Source organism: Heyndrickxia sporothermodurans, assembly GCF_003055045.1.
Classification (GTDB): Bacteria; Bacillota; Bacilli; order Bacillales; family Bacillaceae_C; genus Heyndrickxia; species Heyndrickxia sporothermodurans.
Genome location: NZ_NAZB01000023.1, coordinates 86,323 through 101,768, shown reverse-complemented (window position 1 = coordinate 101,768; position 15,446 = coordinate 86,323). Strand labels below are relative to the sequence as shown.

The 15,446-nt window shown below is 35.6% G+C and carries 16 protein-coding genes and 1 pseudogene; 8 read left to right on the top strand and 9 right to left on the bottom strand.

The genetic code is table 11. From position 1 onward, the window contains the following. Window positions 1-6: 6 nt before the first annotated feature. Window positions 7-1,308 carry an HD domain-containing protein gene (locus B5V89_RS11680; RefSeq protein WP_108072147.1) on the bottom strand — a complete coding sequence of 434 codons (1,302 nt, stop codon included), beginning with the start codon at window positions 1,306-1,308 and terminating at the stop codon, window positions 7-9. Between the two features lie 209 nt (window positions 1,309-1,517). On the opposite strand from B5V89_RS11680, the gene B5V89_RS11675 reads away from it, so the two are divergent. After that, a complete protein-coding gene (locus B5V89_RS11675) occupies window positions 1,518-2,231 on the top strand; it encodes an RsfA family transcriptional regulator (protein ID WP_107920456.1) in 714 nt (237 codons plus the stop codon). A gap of 55 nt (window positions 2,232-2,286) precedes the next feature. On the opposite strand, the gene B5V89_RS11670 is transcribed toward B5V89_RS11675, so the two are convergent. From B5V89_RS11670 to B5V89_RS11660, 3 genes are all read right to left on the bottom strand, one after another. Beyond that, window positions 2,287-4,296 (bottom strand): ABC transporter ATP-binding protein, encoded by a 2,010-nt coding sequence (locus B5V89_RS11670; protein ID WP_108072145.1) that lies wholly within the window; start codon window positions 4,294-4,296, stop codon window positions 2,287-2,289. Then, window positions 4,293-6,050, bottom strand: coding sequence for an ABC transporter ATP-binding protein (locus tag B5V89_RS11665; protein WP_108072233.1), 1,758 nt, complete (start codon window positions 6,048-6,050; stop codon window positions 4,293-4,295). The genes B5V89_RS11670 and B5V89_RS11665 overlap by 4 nt, the downstream gene beginning before the upstream one ends. 413 nt (window positions 6,051-6,463) lie before the next feature. Next, on the bottom strand, window positions 6,464-7,336 hold the full coding sequence (locus B5V89_RS11660; RefSeq protein ID WP_142406523.1) for a helix-turn-helix domain-containing protein: 873 nt from the start codon (window positions 7,334-7,336) through the stop codon (window positions 6,464-6,466). Between the two features lie 175 nt (window positions 7,337-7,511). Between B5V89_RS11660 and B5V89_RS20105 the strand changes: the two genes are divergently transcribed. The 4 genes and pseudogenes from B5V89_RS20105 (at window position 7,512) to B5V89_RS11645 (ending at window position 9,014) form a co-directional block, all read left to right on the top strand. Continuing rightward, window positions 7,512-7,670: a hypothetical protein gene (locus tag B5V89_RS20105; RefSeq protein WP_181294658.1), complete on the top strand. Its 159-nt coding sequence runs from the start codon at window positions 7,512-7,514 to the stop codon at window positions 7,668-7,670. A 209-nt stretch (window positions 7,671-7,879) separates the two neighbouring features. Then, complete coding sequence (locus tag B5V89_RS11655; protein WP_108072141.1) at window positions 7,880-8,362, top strand: hypothetical protein; 483 nt, start codon at window positions 7,880-7,882, stop codon at window positions 8,360-8,362. 12 nt (window positions 8,363-8,374) lie between these two features. Further along, window positions 8,375-8,719: pseudogene (locus tag B5V89_RS11650) on the top strand (DUF6973 domain-containing protein); the annotation flags it as partial. Between the two features lie 28 nt (window positions 8,720-8,747). Further along, entirely contained in the window at window positions 8,748-9,014 is a 267-nt protein-coding gene (locus tag B5V89_RS11645; protein WP_108072137.1) for a hypothetical protein, read from the top strand. Between the two features lie 243 nt (window positions 9,015-9,257). On the opposite strand, the gene lipL is transcribed toward B5V89_RS11645, so the two are convergent. Both lipL and pta read right to left on the bottom strand, forming a co-directional pair. After that, window positions 9,258-10,091, bottom strand: coding sequence for an octanoyl-[GcvH]:protein N-octanoyltransferase (lipL, locus tag B5V89_RS11640; protein WP_108072135.1), 834 nt, complete (start codon window positions 10,089-10,091; stop codon window positions 9,258-9,260). A 40-nt stretch (window positions 10,092-10,131) separates the two neighbouring features. Next, on the bottom strand, window positions 10,132-11,103 hold the full coding sequence (gene pta / locus B5V89_RS11635; protein WP_066235216.1) for a phosphate acetyltransferase: 972 nt from the start codon (window positions 11,101-11,103) through the stop codon (window positions 10,132-10,134). Window positions 11,104-11,344: 241 nt separating this feature from the next. Between pta and hemQ the strand changes: the two genes are divergently transcribed. After that, window positions 11,345-12,100 carry a hydrogen peroxide-dependent heme synthase gene (hemQ, locus tag B5V89_RS11630; protein WP_066235218.1) on the top strand — a complete coding sequence of 252 codons (756 nt, stop codon included), beginning with the start codon at window positions 11,345-11,347 and terminating at the stop codon, window positions 12,098-12,100. A 264-nt stretch (window positions 12,101-12,364) separates the two neighbouring features. Next, complete coding sequence (gerQ, locus tag B5V89_RS20460) at window positions 12,365-12,835, top strand: spore coat protein GerQ (RefSeq protein WP_244913489.1); 471 nt, start codon at window positions 12,365-12,367, stop codon at window positions 12,833-12,835. 215 nt (window positions 12,836-13,050) lie between these two features. Here the strand turns inward: gerQ and B5V89_RS11620 are convergent, their stop codons facing one another. Continuing rightward, entirely contained in the window at window positions 13,051-13,422 is a 372-nt protein-coding gene (locus tag B5V89_RS11620) for a DUF423 domain-containing protein (protein ID WP_108072133.1), read from the bottom strand. Window positions 13,423-13,494: 72 nt separating this feature from the next. Continuing rightward, complete coding sequence (locus tag B5V89_RS11615; protein ID WP_066235223.1) at window positions 13,495-13,779, bottom strand: YwdI family protein; 285 nt, start codon at window positions 13,777-13,779, stop codon at window positions 13,495-13,497. Window positions 13,780-14,008: 229 nt separating this feature from the next. Here B5V89_RS11615 and B5V89_RS11610 point away from each other — a divergent pair, with 229 nt between their 5' ends. After that, entirely contained in the window at window positions 14,009-14,368 is a 360-nt protein-coding gene (locus B5V89_RS11610) for a YflT domain-containing protein (protein WP_066235225.1), read from the top strand. A gap of 53 nt (window positions 14,369-14,421) precedes the next feature. Here the strand turns inward: B5V89_RS11610 and B5V89_RS11605 are convergent, their stop codons facing one another. Then, on the bottom strand, window positions 14,422-15,444 hold the full coding sequence (locus B5V89_RS11605; protein WP_108072131.1) for a ThiF family adenylyltransferase: 1,023 nt from the start codon (window positions 15,442-15,444) through the stop codon (window positions 14,422-14,424). Window positions 15,445-15,446: the final 2 nt, after the last annotated feature.

The following is a 15,446-nucleotide window of genomic DNA, read 5'->3' as shown; positions in this document are numbered from 1 at the left end:
ATTCATCTATATACTCTCTAGTATGGAGCGAATCTTCTGCTTTGTTTCGCTATTCATCGTGTCATCATGAATAAAGTCAGCTGGATAATATAATTTATGATCCGTTCTGCGTTTTCCTGAAATTGCATCGACAATATCGGATGCCCTCGATAATTCTCGTAATTCACCATTTGACTTTAATAAATGAATAGGAAGTCTTTCCTCTTCTTCACCTGGACGATAAAAATCATATGGAAGGTCAGATGAAGAATCAACCACTAAATAATAGTTAGGATCTATTCCTGCTTCTTTAAAAAGATTTTCTAATTTACTATGTACTTTGAATTGCTTTGCTGGATCAAAGTCAACATATTTAAATAAGTTTCTATTCACAAATCTTGTACACAAATCACTTAAAATCGAATCATCTTCGTCCTGCCACATTTGAAAATAATATAATATGACATTTTCATCTAATTTTAAATAGTCTTCTAATGTCATTTCATCCTCAAAAAGGGAATAAAAATGAACCGGATGCTGTTTAAAGGAGTAATATTCATCATGTAACTGCTTTGCCCGATGCAAGATTTTCGTTAAGATTACTTCTGCACTGCGGGTGACTGGATGAAAATAAATTTGCCAGTACATTTGATAGCGACTCATAATATAATCTTCGACCGCATGCATTCCGCTATATTTAAACACTACCTGTTCTTCACGCGGTCGCATTACTCGCAATAGCCTTTCTATATCAAAATGGCCATAACTAACTCCTGTAAAATAGGCATCCCTAAGCAGGTAATCCATTCGATCGGCATCAAGTTGACTCGATATTAAACTAACGATCAATTTATTTTCATAAGTTTTAGCAATGACTTCCGCTACTTTCTTCGGAAAATCAGGACCAACTTTAGCCAATACTTTGTTCACTTCAGTATTTCCAACAATAATTTTCTGTGTAAATTCCTCATGATCAAGTTGAAAAACCTTTTCAAAGGAATGTGAAAATGGACCATGTCCTAAATCATGTAAAAGAGCCGCACATAAGGTAAGAAGACGATCCTCTCGATTCCAATCTTTTCTTCCATCAAAAACATCATCAATAATTCTTCTAATAATTTCGTAAACACCTAGGGAATGATTAAACCGACTATGTTCTGCACCGTGAAATGTAAAATAAGTGGTTCCGAGCTGACGAATTCGACGCAGACGTTGAAATTCTTTTGTAGCTACTAAATCCCATATGACCCTATCTCTTACATGGACGTAGCGGTGAACAGGATCTTTAAAAACCTTTTCCTCGCTTAACTTCTGTTTAGAATATTCCATGTCTAACCCTCTTCCCAGACTATCTTTTTTATATTATAGCGTTCTTTTTTTGAATATGAAAGACGTTGAATATTGCTCTTATTTTACAAACCCAACATGCTAATTTGAGAAACTATTATATTTTTTACAATATTGGTATAAAAGAGGTCCGTTTTGTCCATCCTTTGAATATTGGGGAAAGTTAATTATGAATATGGGAGTTGAGAAGTATGAAAGAGCGCCAAGATGCTTGGACAGAAGAAAATGATTTACAATTAGCAGAAACTGTTTTGCGACATGTACGTGAAGGAAGTACCCAGTTAAACGCATTTGAAGAAGTGGGAGACAAATTAAATCGAACATCTGCAGCATGTGGTTTTCGTTGGAATGCCGTTGTTCGACATGATTATGAACAAGCTTTGCAACTTGCAAAAAAACAACGTAAACAAAGACAGCGTTTACTTGGGAAAGATCAGGGTGGTAAGAAAAAACTACTCTATCAACCACCTACGCCATCCTTTGAGGAAGTGGAAGGTACACCTTTAGAAACTATTAATCAAGAATTTGCTGAAGAGATGGATGCTGTTAAAACACCAAGTGCAACGAATTCCGCGCCGATTAGTAACAACAATGGTGAATTAAATCTTCAAAAAGTAATTAGTTATTTACAGTACCTAAATAGCACCCAGTTCCAATCAACCATTTTAAAAAGTGAGAATGCAAGATTAAAACGCGAAAACTCAGAATTAAAGCAACAAAACGAAGAACTTCAAAAACGAATTCGTGATTTAGAAAAGAACTCTGTTACAATGCAAGAAGATTATGAAACGATGATGAAAATCATGAACAGGGCGAGAAAGCTTGTCCTATTCGAAGAAGACGAACCTTCCACTTCAACATTTAAAATGGACAGAAACGGAAACTTGGAGAAACTGGCGGAATGAAATAGAAAAGCACAACTTTTCCTAATGAGAAGTTGTGCTTTTTATATACTATCGGTTAACCAACCTTTTTCATTTGTTGAAGCTGATACATTTGATAATATTTTCCTTTTAGCTCCATTAATTCTTCATGATTGCCTTTTTCCACTATTTCTCCTTTATCTAAAACAAGAACTTGATCTGCATTACGGATTGTTGATAAACGATGGGCAATAATAAAGGTCGTTCTGCCTTTTTTCAACACATCCATTGCCTTTTGAATAATTGCCTCCGTTTCCGTGTCAATATTAGAAGTCGCTTCATCCAATATGAGAATCGCTGGATTAAAGGCGAGTGCGCGTGCAAATGAGATCAACTGTCTTTGCCCGGATGAAAGGGTGCTTCCCTTTTCAACAACGGGTTCATCGATTCCATTTTCCAAGTTTTTCAACACTTTATCCGCCCCAACATCCTTCAGCGCCTTTTCTACTACTTCACGTGATATGTGTGGATCACCAAGACTGACATTCGAAGCAATCGTTCCAGTAAACAAATATGGATCCTGTAGAACGATGGCCATGTGCTCTCTTAAACTTTGAGTAGACATATCTTTTATATTGACACCATCAATCCTTATTTCCCCTCTTGTGCAATCATAGAATCGGAATAATAGGTTCATAATTGAGCTTTTGCCTGAACCGGTATGCCCCACTAATGCAACCGTTTCACCACACTTTGCATCGAAAGTAATGTCTTTTAACACATCGTTATTTTCTTTGTAGCCAAAGTGCACATGATCAAAAGTCACATTCCCTTGATAGCGTGGAATTCTTTGATCATTTACTGCTGTACCCTTTTCATCAAGCAATTCGAAAACCCGTTCACCGGCGACCAATGCTTGCTCCAATTTCGCCAATTGATTCACAACTCCTGTAACCGGCTGGAACAAGCGATTAATATAATCAACGAAAGCATACAAAACACCAAGTGTAACAAATGAACCAACTCCAATGGAACCTCCTCCAAAGTACCAAATGAACGCGACAAATGTAATATTCCTTAACACGCCAACAAGATTATGTGAAGTAAGGGCATCTAGACTAAGCATCTTATTTTGATACTGAAAATGTGTCTGATTAAGCACCTCAAATTCTTCTTTCATTTTCTCTTCACGGCGGAATGCTTGGATAATATTCATCCCTTGAATAGATTCATTGATCGTTGCATTAATTTCGCTTACTTTCGAACGAATAACATGATTATATTTCGATGCATATTTACGATAGATAATGATCCAAAGATAAAGCAATGGCAACAACAATAAACAAATCGCTGCTAATTTTACATTTAAAATAAATAATGCGATGTAAATTCCGGTAATATATATCGTACTCGTAAAAAACGTCGCTAAAACCGTTACATAAAGCTCTCGAATCGCTTCGGTATCATTTGTAATACGCGAAACAACTTTTCCAGCGGGTAAATTATCAAAATAGCGAATCGGTAGACGTTGAATATGCCCAAAAATATCGGTTCGCATTTTTTGAATAATTCGGTTCGCTGCCTTTTGCAAATAATAATGCTGTCCATACTGGAATAACGAAGCACTTAGTAATAAACCGAAATAGAAAAGAATGAGTCGAACGATTCTTGGTATCTCAGGATTGTAAAACTTTAATAGCTGAGGAGACGATATTTTCTGTACACTTATTTTTTGTGTATCATCACCCTTTTTAATCGTGACTACTCCATTTCGATACGTTCGTTCCCCATCAAATTGAATGGCATCATCGGTAAAATAAAAACCTTTCCCAACTTGTAGAATTCGAACCTCTTTCCCTTTTGTTTCGCCTTTTTTAAAATATTTCTCCCGTTTATAATACTTTCCATTATATAGAATAGCATCTTTCCCCTTTCCCGTTTCAAACCAAGGGGACTCGATTCCTAAAACATGTGAGTCAATCATTTTTTTTGCGATAAATGGGCCTGTAAGTTCCGCACCTACAGAAAAGGTAAGCATGAGGAGAGCAATGATAATGAATTTTTTATACGTCATCGCATATTGTACTAATCTCTTTCCTACCTTCATAAAACCATCTCCTTGCTTTCCGAAGACTCTAACTGTTGGCGCTCGTATTGTTCAAGATACCAACCTTCTTCTTTGACTAATTTATTATGTGTTCCCTCTTGAATGATTTCTCCATCATCTAAAACGAGAATCCAATCGGCATGCTCTACTGCTGAAAGACGATGAGTGGTAATAATCGTTGTTTTCCCACTTCGCTCCTTTTGAATATTTTCAATAATATTTGTTTCCGTTTTTGCATCAACAGCTGATAAGGAATCATCCAAAATTAAGATCTCCGGATTTTTAATTAGTGCCCGCGCAATCGAAATTCGTTGCTTTTGTCCTCCAGAAAGGGCGACACCTTTTTCACCTACTAACGTTTCTAACCCTTCCGGCAAAAGCTCTAAATCTTTACGAAAATAAGCTAAGTCAATGGCTTCTTGAATTTCCTTGTCACCGGCTTCTGGATGACCAAATAATATATTTTCTTTAATTGTCCGTGAGAAAAGAACATGATCTTGCGGGACATAGCCGATCCAATCGCGTACTTGCTCCTTCGTTTGTTGGCTAATTTCAACTCCTGAAAAGGAAAACTTGCCATCCCCTTCTTTGTATTCTCTAAGAAGCTGCTTAATAAGCGTCGTTTTTCCACTTCCCGTTTTCCCGACAATACCTAGTGTCTTTCCACGGCTTAGATCTAAATGAATATTTTTTAAATTTTTCACTGTAGAGGTTGGATATTGGAAATCATAATGGTTAAATTCAATCGAGTTTGGTCGATCCACCTTAATTGGATTTTCAGGATTTGTCACATCTTCTTTGGTACTTAATGTTTCCTCCACTCGATCTAAAGAAGCACTACCTCTTTGCATTAAGTTCATCAATTCGCCGATTGCAAACATTGGCCAAATGAGCATTCCTAAATAGACATTAAAAGACACAAGGTCCCCAAGTGTAATTGCTTGATGAAACACAAGATAAGCTCCATAACCTAAACCAATTAAATAACTCATTCCAGTTAACACTTTAATCGTTGGATCAAATAAAGAATCTATTTTTGCTACTTTCATATTTTTTGAATAAACATCTTCTGTCATTTGGTGGAATCGGTTTTCATCAGCCCGTTCTTGAACGTAAGCACGAATCACTCTTACACCGGCGACTGATTCTAATACTTTATCATTTAAATCACCGAACGAATCTTGCGCTTCGATAAAGCGTTCATGAATTTTCTTTCCATAAATGGTCATTAACACAGCCATTATTGGTAGCGGCAAAATGGCCGCTAGTGTGAGCTTCCAGCTAATTAGTACACTCATCGTAAATAAGATCGTGAGCATAAAGACAGTGGAATCGATTAATGTTAAAATGCCGAATCCCGCCGTGATCGAAACAGCCTTCAAATCGTTCGTTGCACGAGCCATTAAATCACCAGTTCGATTTCTTTCATAAAACGCAGGAGTCATCCTAAAAAAATGGCCCATTAAACGTGAACGCAATTTTCTTTCTACCAGGTATGCCCCGCCAAACAACTGGTACATCCACACATAAGTAATACCGTAAGACACGACGGTAATCAGGAATAAATAAAATAAATAACGAAGGATCCCGCTCCAAGTTAAATTTCCTAGATGGATATTATCAATCGCCATCCCAACTAGCTTCGGTGGGATTACATCTAATATTCCAACGATAATTAATAAAAGTACTGCAATTACATACCGCTTCCACTGTTCTTTGAAGAACCAGCGAAGCTTCCATAAAACACGAAACATCCCATCACCATCCCATTTGTTCGAAATAAAAATAGGCAGCTGCACTAAGCAGCTGCCCACTATATACTACAGCACGTAAAAACACTGTAGAAAGACAACAAAAAAGCACAGAAAACGATACGCCTCCTGTGCTTATTACTATCAAAAATAATAAACGTCCCGTTCAATAAATCCTATGCAGCGGGCAGGTTGCGTCATGTATGAAATTAGTTAATTCTTTGTTGAGTAAATCCATATATATCATCATCACAATTCCTCCCTTGCTTTCGAATTTATTTGGTAATACTTTGTTAGATTACCATCATTTAAATTGTGTGTCAATTGCTAATAATTTTAATTTGCTTTATTTAATTATTTAGTGAAGTCGAGAATTCATATCATACAAGACCTATTTAAATTTTCGATCAATTCCCTTAGTGATTTTCTAACTTATCTAATTCTTTTCGAACTAATTCAATATAGTCTTCCCTTTTATATAATTTAAACACAAGTAACGCTTTATTATATGCTTTTCTTGCTAATATTATCCGTCCCTTCAACCTAAGAACTAATCCTTTTTGAAAGTAAAGATCTCCAAGTGCATACATTAAATCAAATTTAAAACATGCGCTAATTCCCCGTTCGCAAATTTTAATAGCTTTTTCGTAGTTTTGAGTTAACCGAAGAATCCTAGAATAATTATAACAAGTTCTAATATACAGTTTTTCCATGCCCCTTTCGTGATAATTCGTTAACTTTTCATAGATATTTTGATATATTATTTCCGCCTTACTGTACATTTTACTATCCATCAATATATTAGCCTTACTAATCATAATTTCTAACTTTGTTCGACTAAAAAATTCAGAGTCGTCCTCCAACTCAATTGCGTAATCAATATTTTTTATTGAATCACTTATATTTCCTTCGTTGTAAAAGACTACGATACCCTTATGCCAATAGTAAAATTGAGTTAACGGTTTATTTTTAAAGAAATTTGTTTTTTCATTTTCAAGAATTTCCTCTATCAATTTATACTCTCGTCTAGCTACGGCCTCACGAACTTGTTCTAACATTTCTTGTATGTACAGTTCTTTTTCGTCAGTTTTCAATAAAAAAGATAAGTCTACACCTAATCTCCTAGCAAGTTCATCAAGGACATATGCGGAAGGAGAAGTTTGTCCTTTTTCTATATTACTTAAATATGATTGTGTGCAAATGCCGTTACTTAAAATTGCTTGTGTGAGATTTTGCTCTTTTCTTAAAAATTTTATTTTTTCACCAAGCAATCGTAATGTCTTCTCCACTATCCTTCCTCCTAATACGTAAGAATCACAAAATATCACTATATTTATATTTTATCATAAAAAACCTTATTTATTATCCATAAATGTGGGGTTTTATATCTTAATTGACTTAAATAGGAAATAAGTGAGTATTTTTAAAATGGTATTTTTATATGGAAGAGTTAGGGGGGAAATAATGAAAAAGTTTAATAGACTCATTGTTTTATGTGTATTGGTCACAGGAGTTATTTTTATAGGTAATAAAAATGATTCTACTAATCATAATTCATTTCAGCAGAATGTTTTATCCATTTCAATTAAAAAAAACGGGGATGATACAGGATCTTTACACTAAATTTTAGATAGTGAAATTTGAATATGTTATTACCATTACGTTGATTCATAAGGGGGTGTCTTGAATGAAATAACCTAAATATTCCATTTTATCATTAAATTTGTAATAAAAGGGGAAACAGGCCACAAAATTAAAGAATTATAGTAAGTGAAAGTTAATTAGCATCTTATACAAAAAATAACTAGATGTATTAAATGGGGGGAAACGAATTGAAAAGTTCTTTTAAAAACTCTATTTTTGCGATATTTACTTTAATCCTTGTTATTAGTTTAAGTTTTTCCACTCAAAGCTTTGCTAATACTGATGTTTCTGAAAATGATGAAGATAAAGGAGAAACATCTGAATTTTATTTAAAAATTCGAGGGGAATTACAGAAATATCTTCGTGAACTTGAGGATGAAATTATTACCGAAGAAGAATTTGAACAAAAAGTCAAAGAAAATATCACTCCTCAATTACAAACTGAGAAAGATGAAGACATGCTAATTGAAAGTGAAAGTAAAAGCAAAGAAATCCAGCCTCTAGGTCTTGATAAATTTTATGATTTCGGAGCCTTTGGCTATAAAGCTACTGAAATTGCTTTGTTCGCTAAACATCCAATTAAAGCAAGTAAAGCTAAAAAACTAGCTGAACAGGCATTAGACAGTGCTAAATATCGTTATAAGGATTACACTCTTTGGCAAGGAAACTGAGATGCCTATAGACACGCCTTTTGGTCGGCCTTGATGACAGTGCATATTGACAGAGATTTTGCTTATGAAGCTGGCTATGCACATGAAGGTTATAAGCCTGGAGCATCTATTAAAAGCCTGGATGTAAAAATGGATATATCGAATAATTACTCTGGGAGAAAAGATGGCACATACGGAGAAGGAAAAAAATATAGCGATAAACAACTAGCTGAATATATACTAGATACAGTGTCAGCAGGAAAAAAAGTTAGAATACGGACATATACATCTGGAAAAGCCGATGATTATTTGGACGGAGTTCCTACTAAATATACGGGGAAATATGTCCCTACTACAGATGGTGGGAGAGTCCATTAGGCTTAGACTTATCTAATGGAGGAACGATATGAAAAAAGTTTTAGCGTCTATGTTTTTGCTGATTGCAAGCATCGTATATTTGATTTGGAGAATAACTAAAAATACAATTTTCCTTTCTGATGTTTCATTGGAAGCCAAAAACCCTGTAAGTTTCCATTGGTTGTATCTTCAAATTGATACTAATTTAATTCAACATAGCGAAAAATCCTTGTACACTATATCTCTTGTTCCAATGTACTTAATGATAATAATTGCTATAGTTCTAGTGGCTATCTTTATCAAAAAGCGGAGATAAAAACTTTTAACAATGCAGACCTTTTCTAGAGTCGTTATGGGATATTTTTTGATTCAAAAAACAAACAGGGCTTTTGTTTGAAAAGCCCTCTCAGCTAAAACTTTTGTTTCCGTTTTAAAAAGTCTATTTTTTGTTCGAGAAAAGATACACTTTTTCAACCTCACTAAAAGTTTCACAAGAAATTTTTTTCTTTATTTTAACAATGCACATTTACACATTTAAAATAAACACTTTTATCCAATATTAAACAAACCTCTCATTTCTTTCGACAATCCGCTTGTAATAATCCTCATACCACACAAGCTCGTCCCCTCTTAAAGGTTCAGCAAATATTTCACCACTCATATTTTTAAGTGTGTTAAGAAAACGGAGCATAACATCTTGTACCGTCATTTGCGTTTTTAATAGTTCTGATAGTGATGCCATTACTTCTGGTTGAATCGTAGGGTAGACCCATTTCGTTTCTATCCCTTTTCTAGCTTTTTCATAAAACTGCTGAACTAGTTTTGCGCGTTCTTGTCCATTTCCCGAAACACAAAGATAGATTTGAACAGCTACTCCTTTTCGAATACGGCGTTGAGAAATACCAGCAAATTTTTTCCCATTTATGCTTAAATCATAGCTGCCTGGACAATAGGAACCGACAATTTCTCTCGCTTCAATGCTTGCATCATAGTCTGAAAACATATGCTTGATTAATGCCCACATTGCCTCATAGCCTTTATTAATATCGATTCCCTTTTCAGTATCCGGAATAATGAGGGATAGATTAAGCACTCCTTCATCCAAAACAACTGCTAATCCTCCAGAATTGCGCACAATATAACGGTAGCCTTGTTCCTCTACATAGGCTAATCCATCCTCTAAAAAAGGAAGTCTCGTATCTTGAATTCCTAAAACGATTGTTTGATGATGGACCCACGCCCTCGCTGTTGGAGCTGAATATCCAGAACCAACGGAAGTACAGAGAGTATCATCCATTGCAAATGACTGCAAAGCCTCAAACTGGGGACCTAAGCTGGATTGATCAATAATCCGCCATCTATCTTGTTTTAATAATGTTAATGCCTGCTCCATTCTCCTTCTCCTTCATTCAATGCTTTAATCTACCTTCATTTTACAATACTTGGGCAGCAGTAATAAGGGCAAGCTTATAAACATCCTCTGCATTGCACCCTCTTGAAAGGTCATTAACCGGAGCATTTAATCCTTGTAATATTGGACCAACTGCTTCAAATCCACCTAAACGTTGAGCAATTTTGTAACCAATATTACCCGCTTCAAGACTTGGGAAGATGAAAACATTCGCATCTCCTTTAATAACCGAATCTGGAGCTTTTTTCTGTGCTACTGATGGAACAAAGGCTGCATCAAATTGAAATTCTCCGTCCAGCACAAGGTTTGGTTCACGTTCTTTCGCAATCTGTACCGCTTCCGTTACTTTTTCTGTTTCTGGTGATTTAGCTGATCCTTTCGTAGAGAAGCTTAGCATCGCTACTTTTGGTTCAATATTAAACATTTTTGCCGTTTTTGCACTTTCAATAGCAATTTCAGCTAAATCTTGATTGTCAGGTGCTATATTAATCGCACAATCAGCAAAAACGTATTTTTCATCATCCCGAACCATAATGAAAACACCTGAAGTTTTTTGAACTCCTTCCTTCGTCTTAATAATTTGTAAGGCAGGTCGCACCGTATCTGCAGTTGAATGTGCGGCACCACTAACTAATCCATCTGCTTTTTTCATATAGACAAGCATCGTTCCAAAGTAATTTTCATCTAATAATATTTTACGTGCGTCTTCCTCTGTCGCCTTCCCTTTTCTTCGTTCAACAAAGGAACGGACCATTTCATCCATTTCTGAATATGTATTTGGATTGAGAATTTCCACTCCATCTAGGGAAATATTTCGCTTATCCGCTTCTGCATTTATTTCATTTTCATCCCCTAGCAAAATGGGGTTGATGATTTTTTCATTTGCCAATCGGCCGGCGGCAGTTAGAATTCTTTCATCCATACCTTCAGGGAAAACGATAGACAAACCCTTTCCTTGTAATTTTCCTTTTAAGTCCGTGAACAAATCACTCATGATAACTCCTCCTATACATTTTTTATTAGCATAACCAAATGTATCATATTTTTTGAAAGCAAAAAAATTCCTTGTCTCACTTCACAAAATAGTAAATCGTTCTTGACGGATTTTCAACAATTGAGGTTGAAAATAAGTGATTTGGAAAAACTATGCTATAGTAATGGTGGAGATAAGAAAAGTGGAAGTGCCTTGCGGGGCGCTGAAGCTGAACATATAAATTAAAATAGGAGTGATCTAGATGAGTGAAGCAGCTCAAACTTTAGATGGTTGGTATTCCTTACATGATTTAAGAGCGATGAACTGGACAGCTTGGAAAGAACTTTCTAGTGATGAAAGACAAGCAGCAATCCAAGAATTTCACCAATTTCTTAATAAATTGAATGAAACTCAAGAGAAAAAAGAAGGAAGTCATGCATTATATACAATTGTTGGGCAAAAGGCAGATTTCATCCTATGGATGCTTCGTCCAACAATGGAAGAGCTAAACGACTTAGAAAATGAATTTAATAAACTTGCAATTGCAGAATATACAATCCCTACATATTCATATGTATCAGTTGTAGAGCTAAGTAATTATGTCGGTGGCGGGAATTCTGATGAAAACCCTTATGAAAATCCATATGTAAAGTCTAGACTGTATCCGATACTCCCTAAATCTAAATATATTTGCTTCTATCCAATGGACAAACGTAGAGAAGGAAATGATAATTGGTATATGTTATCTATGGATGAACGCCGAGAATTAATGAGAAGTCACGGAATGATCGGACGCAAATATGCAGGAAAAGTAAAACAGATTATTACTGGATCAGTTGGTTTAGATGATTACGAATGGGGTGTCACTCTATTCTCAGATGACATGCTTCAATTTAAAAAGCTTGTCTATGAAATGCGCTTTGATGAAGTAAGTGCACGTTATGGTGAATTCGGCTCCTTCTTTGTCGGAAATCTTTTAGAAGATGATAAAATTGCAAAGTTTCTACATGTAAATTAATTCAATTTATGACCCTGTGGCGAAAAGCTATAGGGTCTTTTATTTTAAATATTAGAAAAGCCTACACATTCCCTGCATATCTTTCCTCCCTCTTACATACATATGAAATGTAAAAGCCTAATCTTTAATCATTCATCATACACTTTATGAAAGTATTGGCAAAGTGAGGTGAAGGATAGGCAGTTTATGCCTTTAATAGAGGATTTCCTATTTTCTTGCTACTTGTTTCAAGCATTTATTAGCATATTTTAAGGAGGGAGAAGATTGTCTAAATCAAATTATAATCCACCTTACGGGTATCAAGCCCCACAAGGTGGTGCAGGTTCACAAGGTTTTTATGGAGGATACCCGCCACAATACGGAGCGCAGCAACAAGTTCCGCCTGCCGTTCCTTTTTCACCGCCTCAAGGCGGAGGATCAAATGCAACAGGACCAAATGTTCCTGGAATGTTACCGCCTGAACAATCTTATATTGAAAACATTCTACGCCTGAACAAAGGAAAACTGGTTACACTCCATGCCACATTTGAAAACAATCGGGAATGGAATGCGAAAATATTTAAAGGCATCATTGAAGCAGCAGGTCGGGATCATGTCATTTTAAGTGACCCACAAACTGGCGAACGTAATTTAATTCCTATGGTTTATGTTGATTACATTACATTTAGCGAAGAAATTGATTACGAATATCCATTTGGAGCCGCACCAAATTTATCTACTTATTCTCCAAGATGATTAAGAAAAGCGGAAGCGCCTTGCTCATCGACGTAAAAACTGGAAGGACTTTGACTTATCGTAGGGAAAAGTCCTGAAGTTTTCTAGTCGATAGGCGCTGGAGCTAGACAAAGCAGATATTTATTAGGAACATTAACCTAAAAAAATTTATGCTTTCTTACCTTCAAAACCGAAAAGGGATCCTTCGATTTGAAGGACCCCTATTACATTTTATTTTATAGATGTTTTACAGCTGCAACAACTACGAGAATCCAAGCAGCTAAGAACGCTACTCCTCCTATTGGAGTAATCGCACCTAATATACCAATTTTCGTCACGCTTAATACATATAAACTACCTGAAAATAAAATAATACCGATAAACATTAACCAACCTGACCAAGTCATTAATGATGATCCTTGAATATACCCTGCAAGTATTCCAATCGCAAGTATTCCTAATGCGTGGAACATTTGATAAGTAACACCGGTCTTCCAAATATCTAAGTATTTCGGTTCTAATTTATCTTCCAAACCATGTGCACCAAAGGCACCGAGCGCAACTGCTAAGAACGCATTGATTGCCCCTATAATGATAAAAGCTTTCAAAAAAATACACTCCTTCTTTTGTCCATCCCTTTATATTTTCAAACTATCTCCTTCATTTTAAGAAAAACCCGTCTAGAAATCAAAAATTGACTCTCCGTTTGCGCCATCATCCGTTTTTAAAGGCTCTGCTTTTCCTACTGACATCATTGGTTTACTTTGGGATACTGAATGTTCTGCTTCAACTTTTTTCGGGATTTCATATGAAGTTGATAAGCTTTGCCCTTCCGCTAAGATTAATTCACAAAGGGTTTTTACTGAATAAATATGATTTTTTAACACACTATCCTGTTCTGCTTTCTTCGCATAGTTTATTTCTTGTTCGATTTTATTTAATAGCGAATGAATTGATATACTCATTACTTCATCTCCTAGTCGCTTCAATTTCTGCATACCTCGATTCTATCATATTTATTTCAAATCTAATATTTAGTTAGTCTTCACATTTCGACATGTTTCACGTGAAACATGTTAAATTTTGTCATCTTCTGTTCTAACAATATAAATGTTTAACGATTAAAATAGCGGATATATAAATACTAGATTCGAGGTGTAAGTTACCTCTCAAATACAAGGAGGAGATTTTTCAATGTACAAAGTAAACGTAGTTGAAAATGGCCTAGAAGCATCAAATCTAATTAGTGAGTTACAAAACGAAGGATACTTAAAAAGTGAAATTTATATATTTGCACACGGAAAAGAAAGATCAAAAGATATAACAGAAGCAACTGAAACAGGAAAAGTCGGTATTGAAGAACAAGGGGTACTTAATACATTAGGCAATGTTTTCAAAAAGAGAGGAGACGAATTAAGAACAAAGATGGCATCGCTAGGACTATCAGACCACCAAGCAGCGGAATATGAGAAGGAACTCGATCAAGGAAGACTTGTGGTGATTGCTTCAAGAGAAGCACCAAATGAATATCTAACAGAAAATCCATTAAACTAATATTTATAAATAGGGAATACTAGCCTCACTTTTCCAGTGAGGCTATACTTTATTCATCCAATAAATGAATAATATATTTTCTTTGCCTTTACCGGATCATTCGTACCGTGAATTAATGCACGACCATCTTTAAACATGATCATTCGTACATCATCTTTATGGACAGAAACTAAATAAGGGTTTTGTTTAACTTGATATCCCGCTAGTTCCCATCGTGAACAAAGCTGTCCTATTGATGGAGAAAAAGTTTGTGAAGGTCGAATTTGTACGGTATTTCTCCCACAAAGTAGCGCTGTTTTTGTTTGTGCCTCATATGATAGAAATGGATAGGTTCTTTCCTCGCCACAAGTTGTACATGCTTTGTTTTTTATCGCATCATTTGATTTTACCGATAAGTGTTGATTTTCCCAAAGGTCGAATGTTATATACGTTTTACGAATAGCATCCATTTTTCCGCTTAAAATTTTTAATGCTTCAGCGACTTGATAAGCCGTCACCATTTGAACAGTAGGAGCGATAATCCCCACAGTATCACATGTCTGTCCTTGCATTGGGATATTTTTCAGCAAGCACTGTAAACAAGGTGTTTGATTAGGGATAATGGTATAAGTCGAACCAAAGCTTCCTACACATGAGCCGAATAGAAATGGAACCGTAAATTTATGTGCGATATCATTTAAAATAAATCTTATGTCAAAATTATCCGTACCATCAATGATTAAATCTATTTTTGGAGCAAAGTTCTCTAACGTTTGGACATCTGCTTCTCCCACAATTGCTTCTATATTAACTTCCCGATTAATATCAGCTAATCTCTTTTTTGCCGCAATCACTTTTGGGAGCTTTTCTTTCGCATCTCTTTCGGAAAATAGTTGTTGTCGTTGTAGATTACTAGTTTCTACGTAGTCACGGTCAATTAAAGTTAATTTCCCTACCCCCGCTCTTGTCAGCATTTCTGAAACGCTTGAGCCTAAGGCACCTACTCCTACCACTAACACATGCTTTTCGCCAATACTTTGCTGACCTTGTTTACCGATCGGTGAGAACAAGATTTGTCTAGAATATCGATCATTCATAT

Bases quoted from the DNA above. Each gene is read 5' to 3' on its own strand.
- B5V89_RS11645 (WP_108072137.1), top strand. From the start codon at position 8,748: ATGAAAAAAGTTTTAGCGTCTATGTTTTTGCTGATTGCAAGCATCGTA.
- B5V89_RS20105 (WP_181294658.1), top strand. From the start codon at position 7,512: ATGAAAAAGTTTAATAGACTCATTGTTTTATGTGTATTGGTCACAGGA.
- pta (WP_066235216.1), bottom strand. From the start codon at position 11,103: ATGAGTGATTTGTTCACGGACTTAAAAGGAAAATTACAAGGAAAGGGT.
- B5V89_RS11605 (WP_108072131.1), bottom strand. From the start codon at position 15,444: ATGAATGATCGATATTCTAGACAAATCTTGTTCTCACCGATCGGTAAA.
- hemQ (WP_066235218.1), top strand. From the start codon at position 11,345: ATGAGTGAAGCAGCTCAAACTTTAGATGGTTGGTATTCCTTACATGAT.
- B5V89_RS11610 (WP_066235225.1), top strand. From the start codon at position 14,009: ATGTACAAAGTAAACGTAGTTGAAAATGGCCTAGAAGCATCAAATCTA.
- B5V89_RS11615 (WP_066235223.1), bottom strand. From the start codon at position 13,779: ATGAGTATATCAATTCATTCGCTATTAAATAAAATCGAACAAGAAATA.
- B5V89_RS11680 (WP_108072147.1), bottom strand. From the start codon at position 1,308: ATGGAATATTCTAAACAGAAGTTAAGCGAGGAAAAGGTTTTTAAAGAT.
- B5V89_RS11670 (WP_108072145.1), bottom strand. From the start codon at position 4,296: ATGAAGGTAGGAAAGAGATTAGTACAATATGCGATGACGTATAAAAAA.
- lipL (WP_108072135.1), bottom strand. From the start codon at position 10,091: ATGGAGCAGGCATTAACATTATTAAAACAAGATAGATGGCGGATTATT.
- B5V89_RS11675 (WP_107920456.1), top strand. From the start codon at position 1,518: ATGAAAGAGCGCCAAGATGCTTGGACAGAAGAAAATGATTTACAATTA.
- B5V89_RS11665 (WP_108072233.1), bottom strand. From the start codon at position 6,050: ATGTTTCGTGTTTTATGGAAGCTTCGCTGGTTCTTCAAAGAACAGTGG.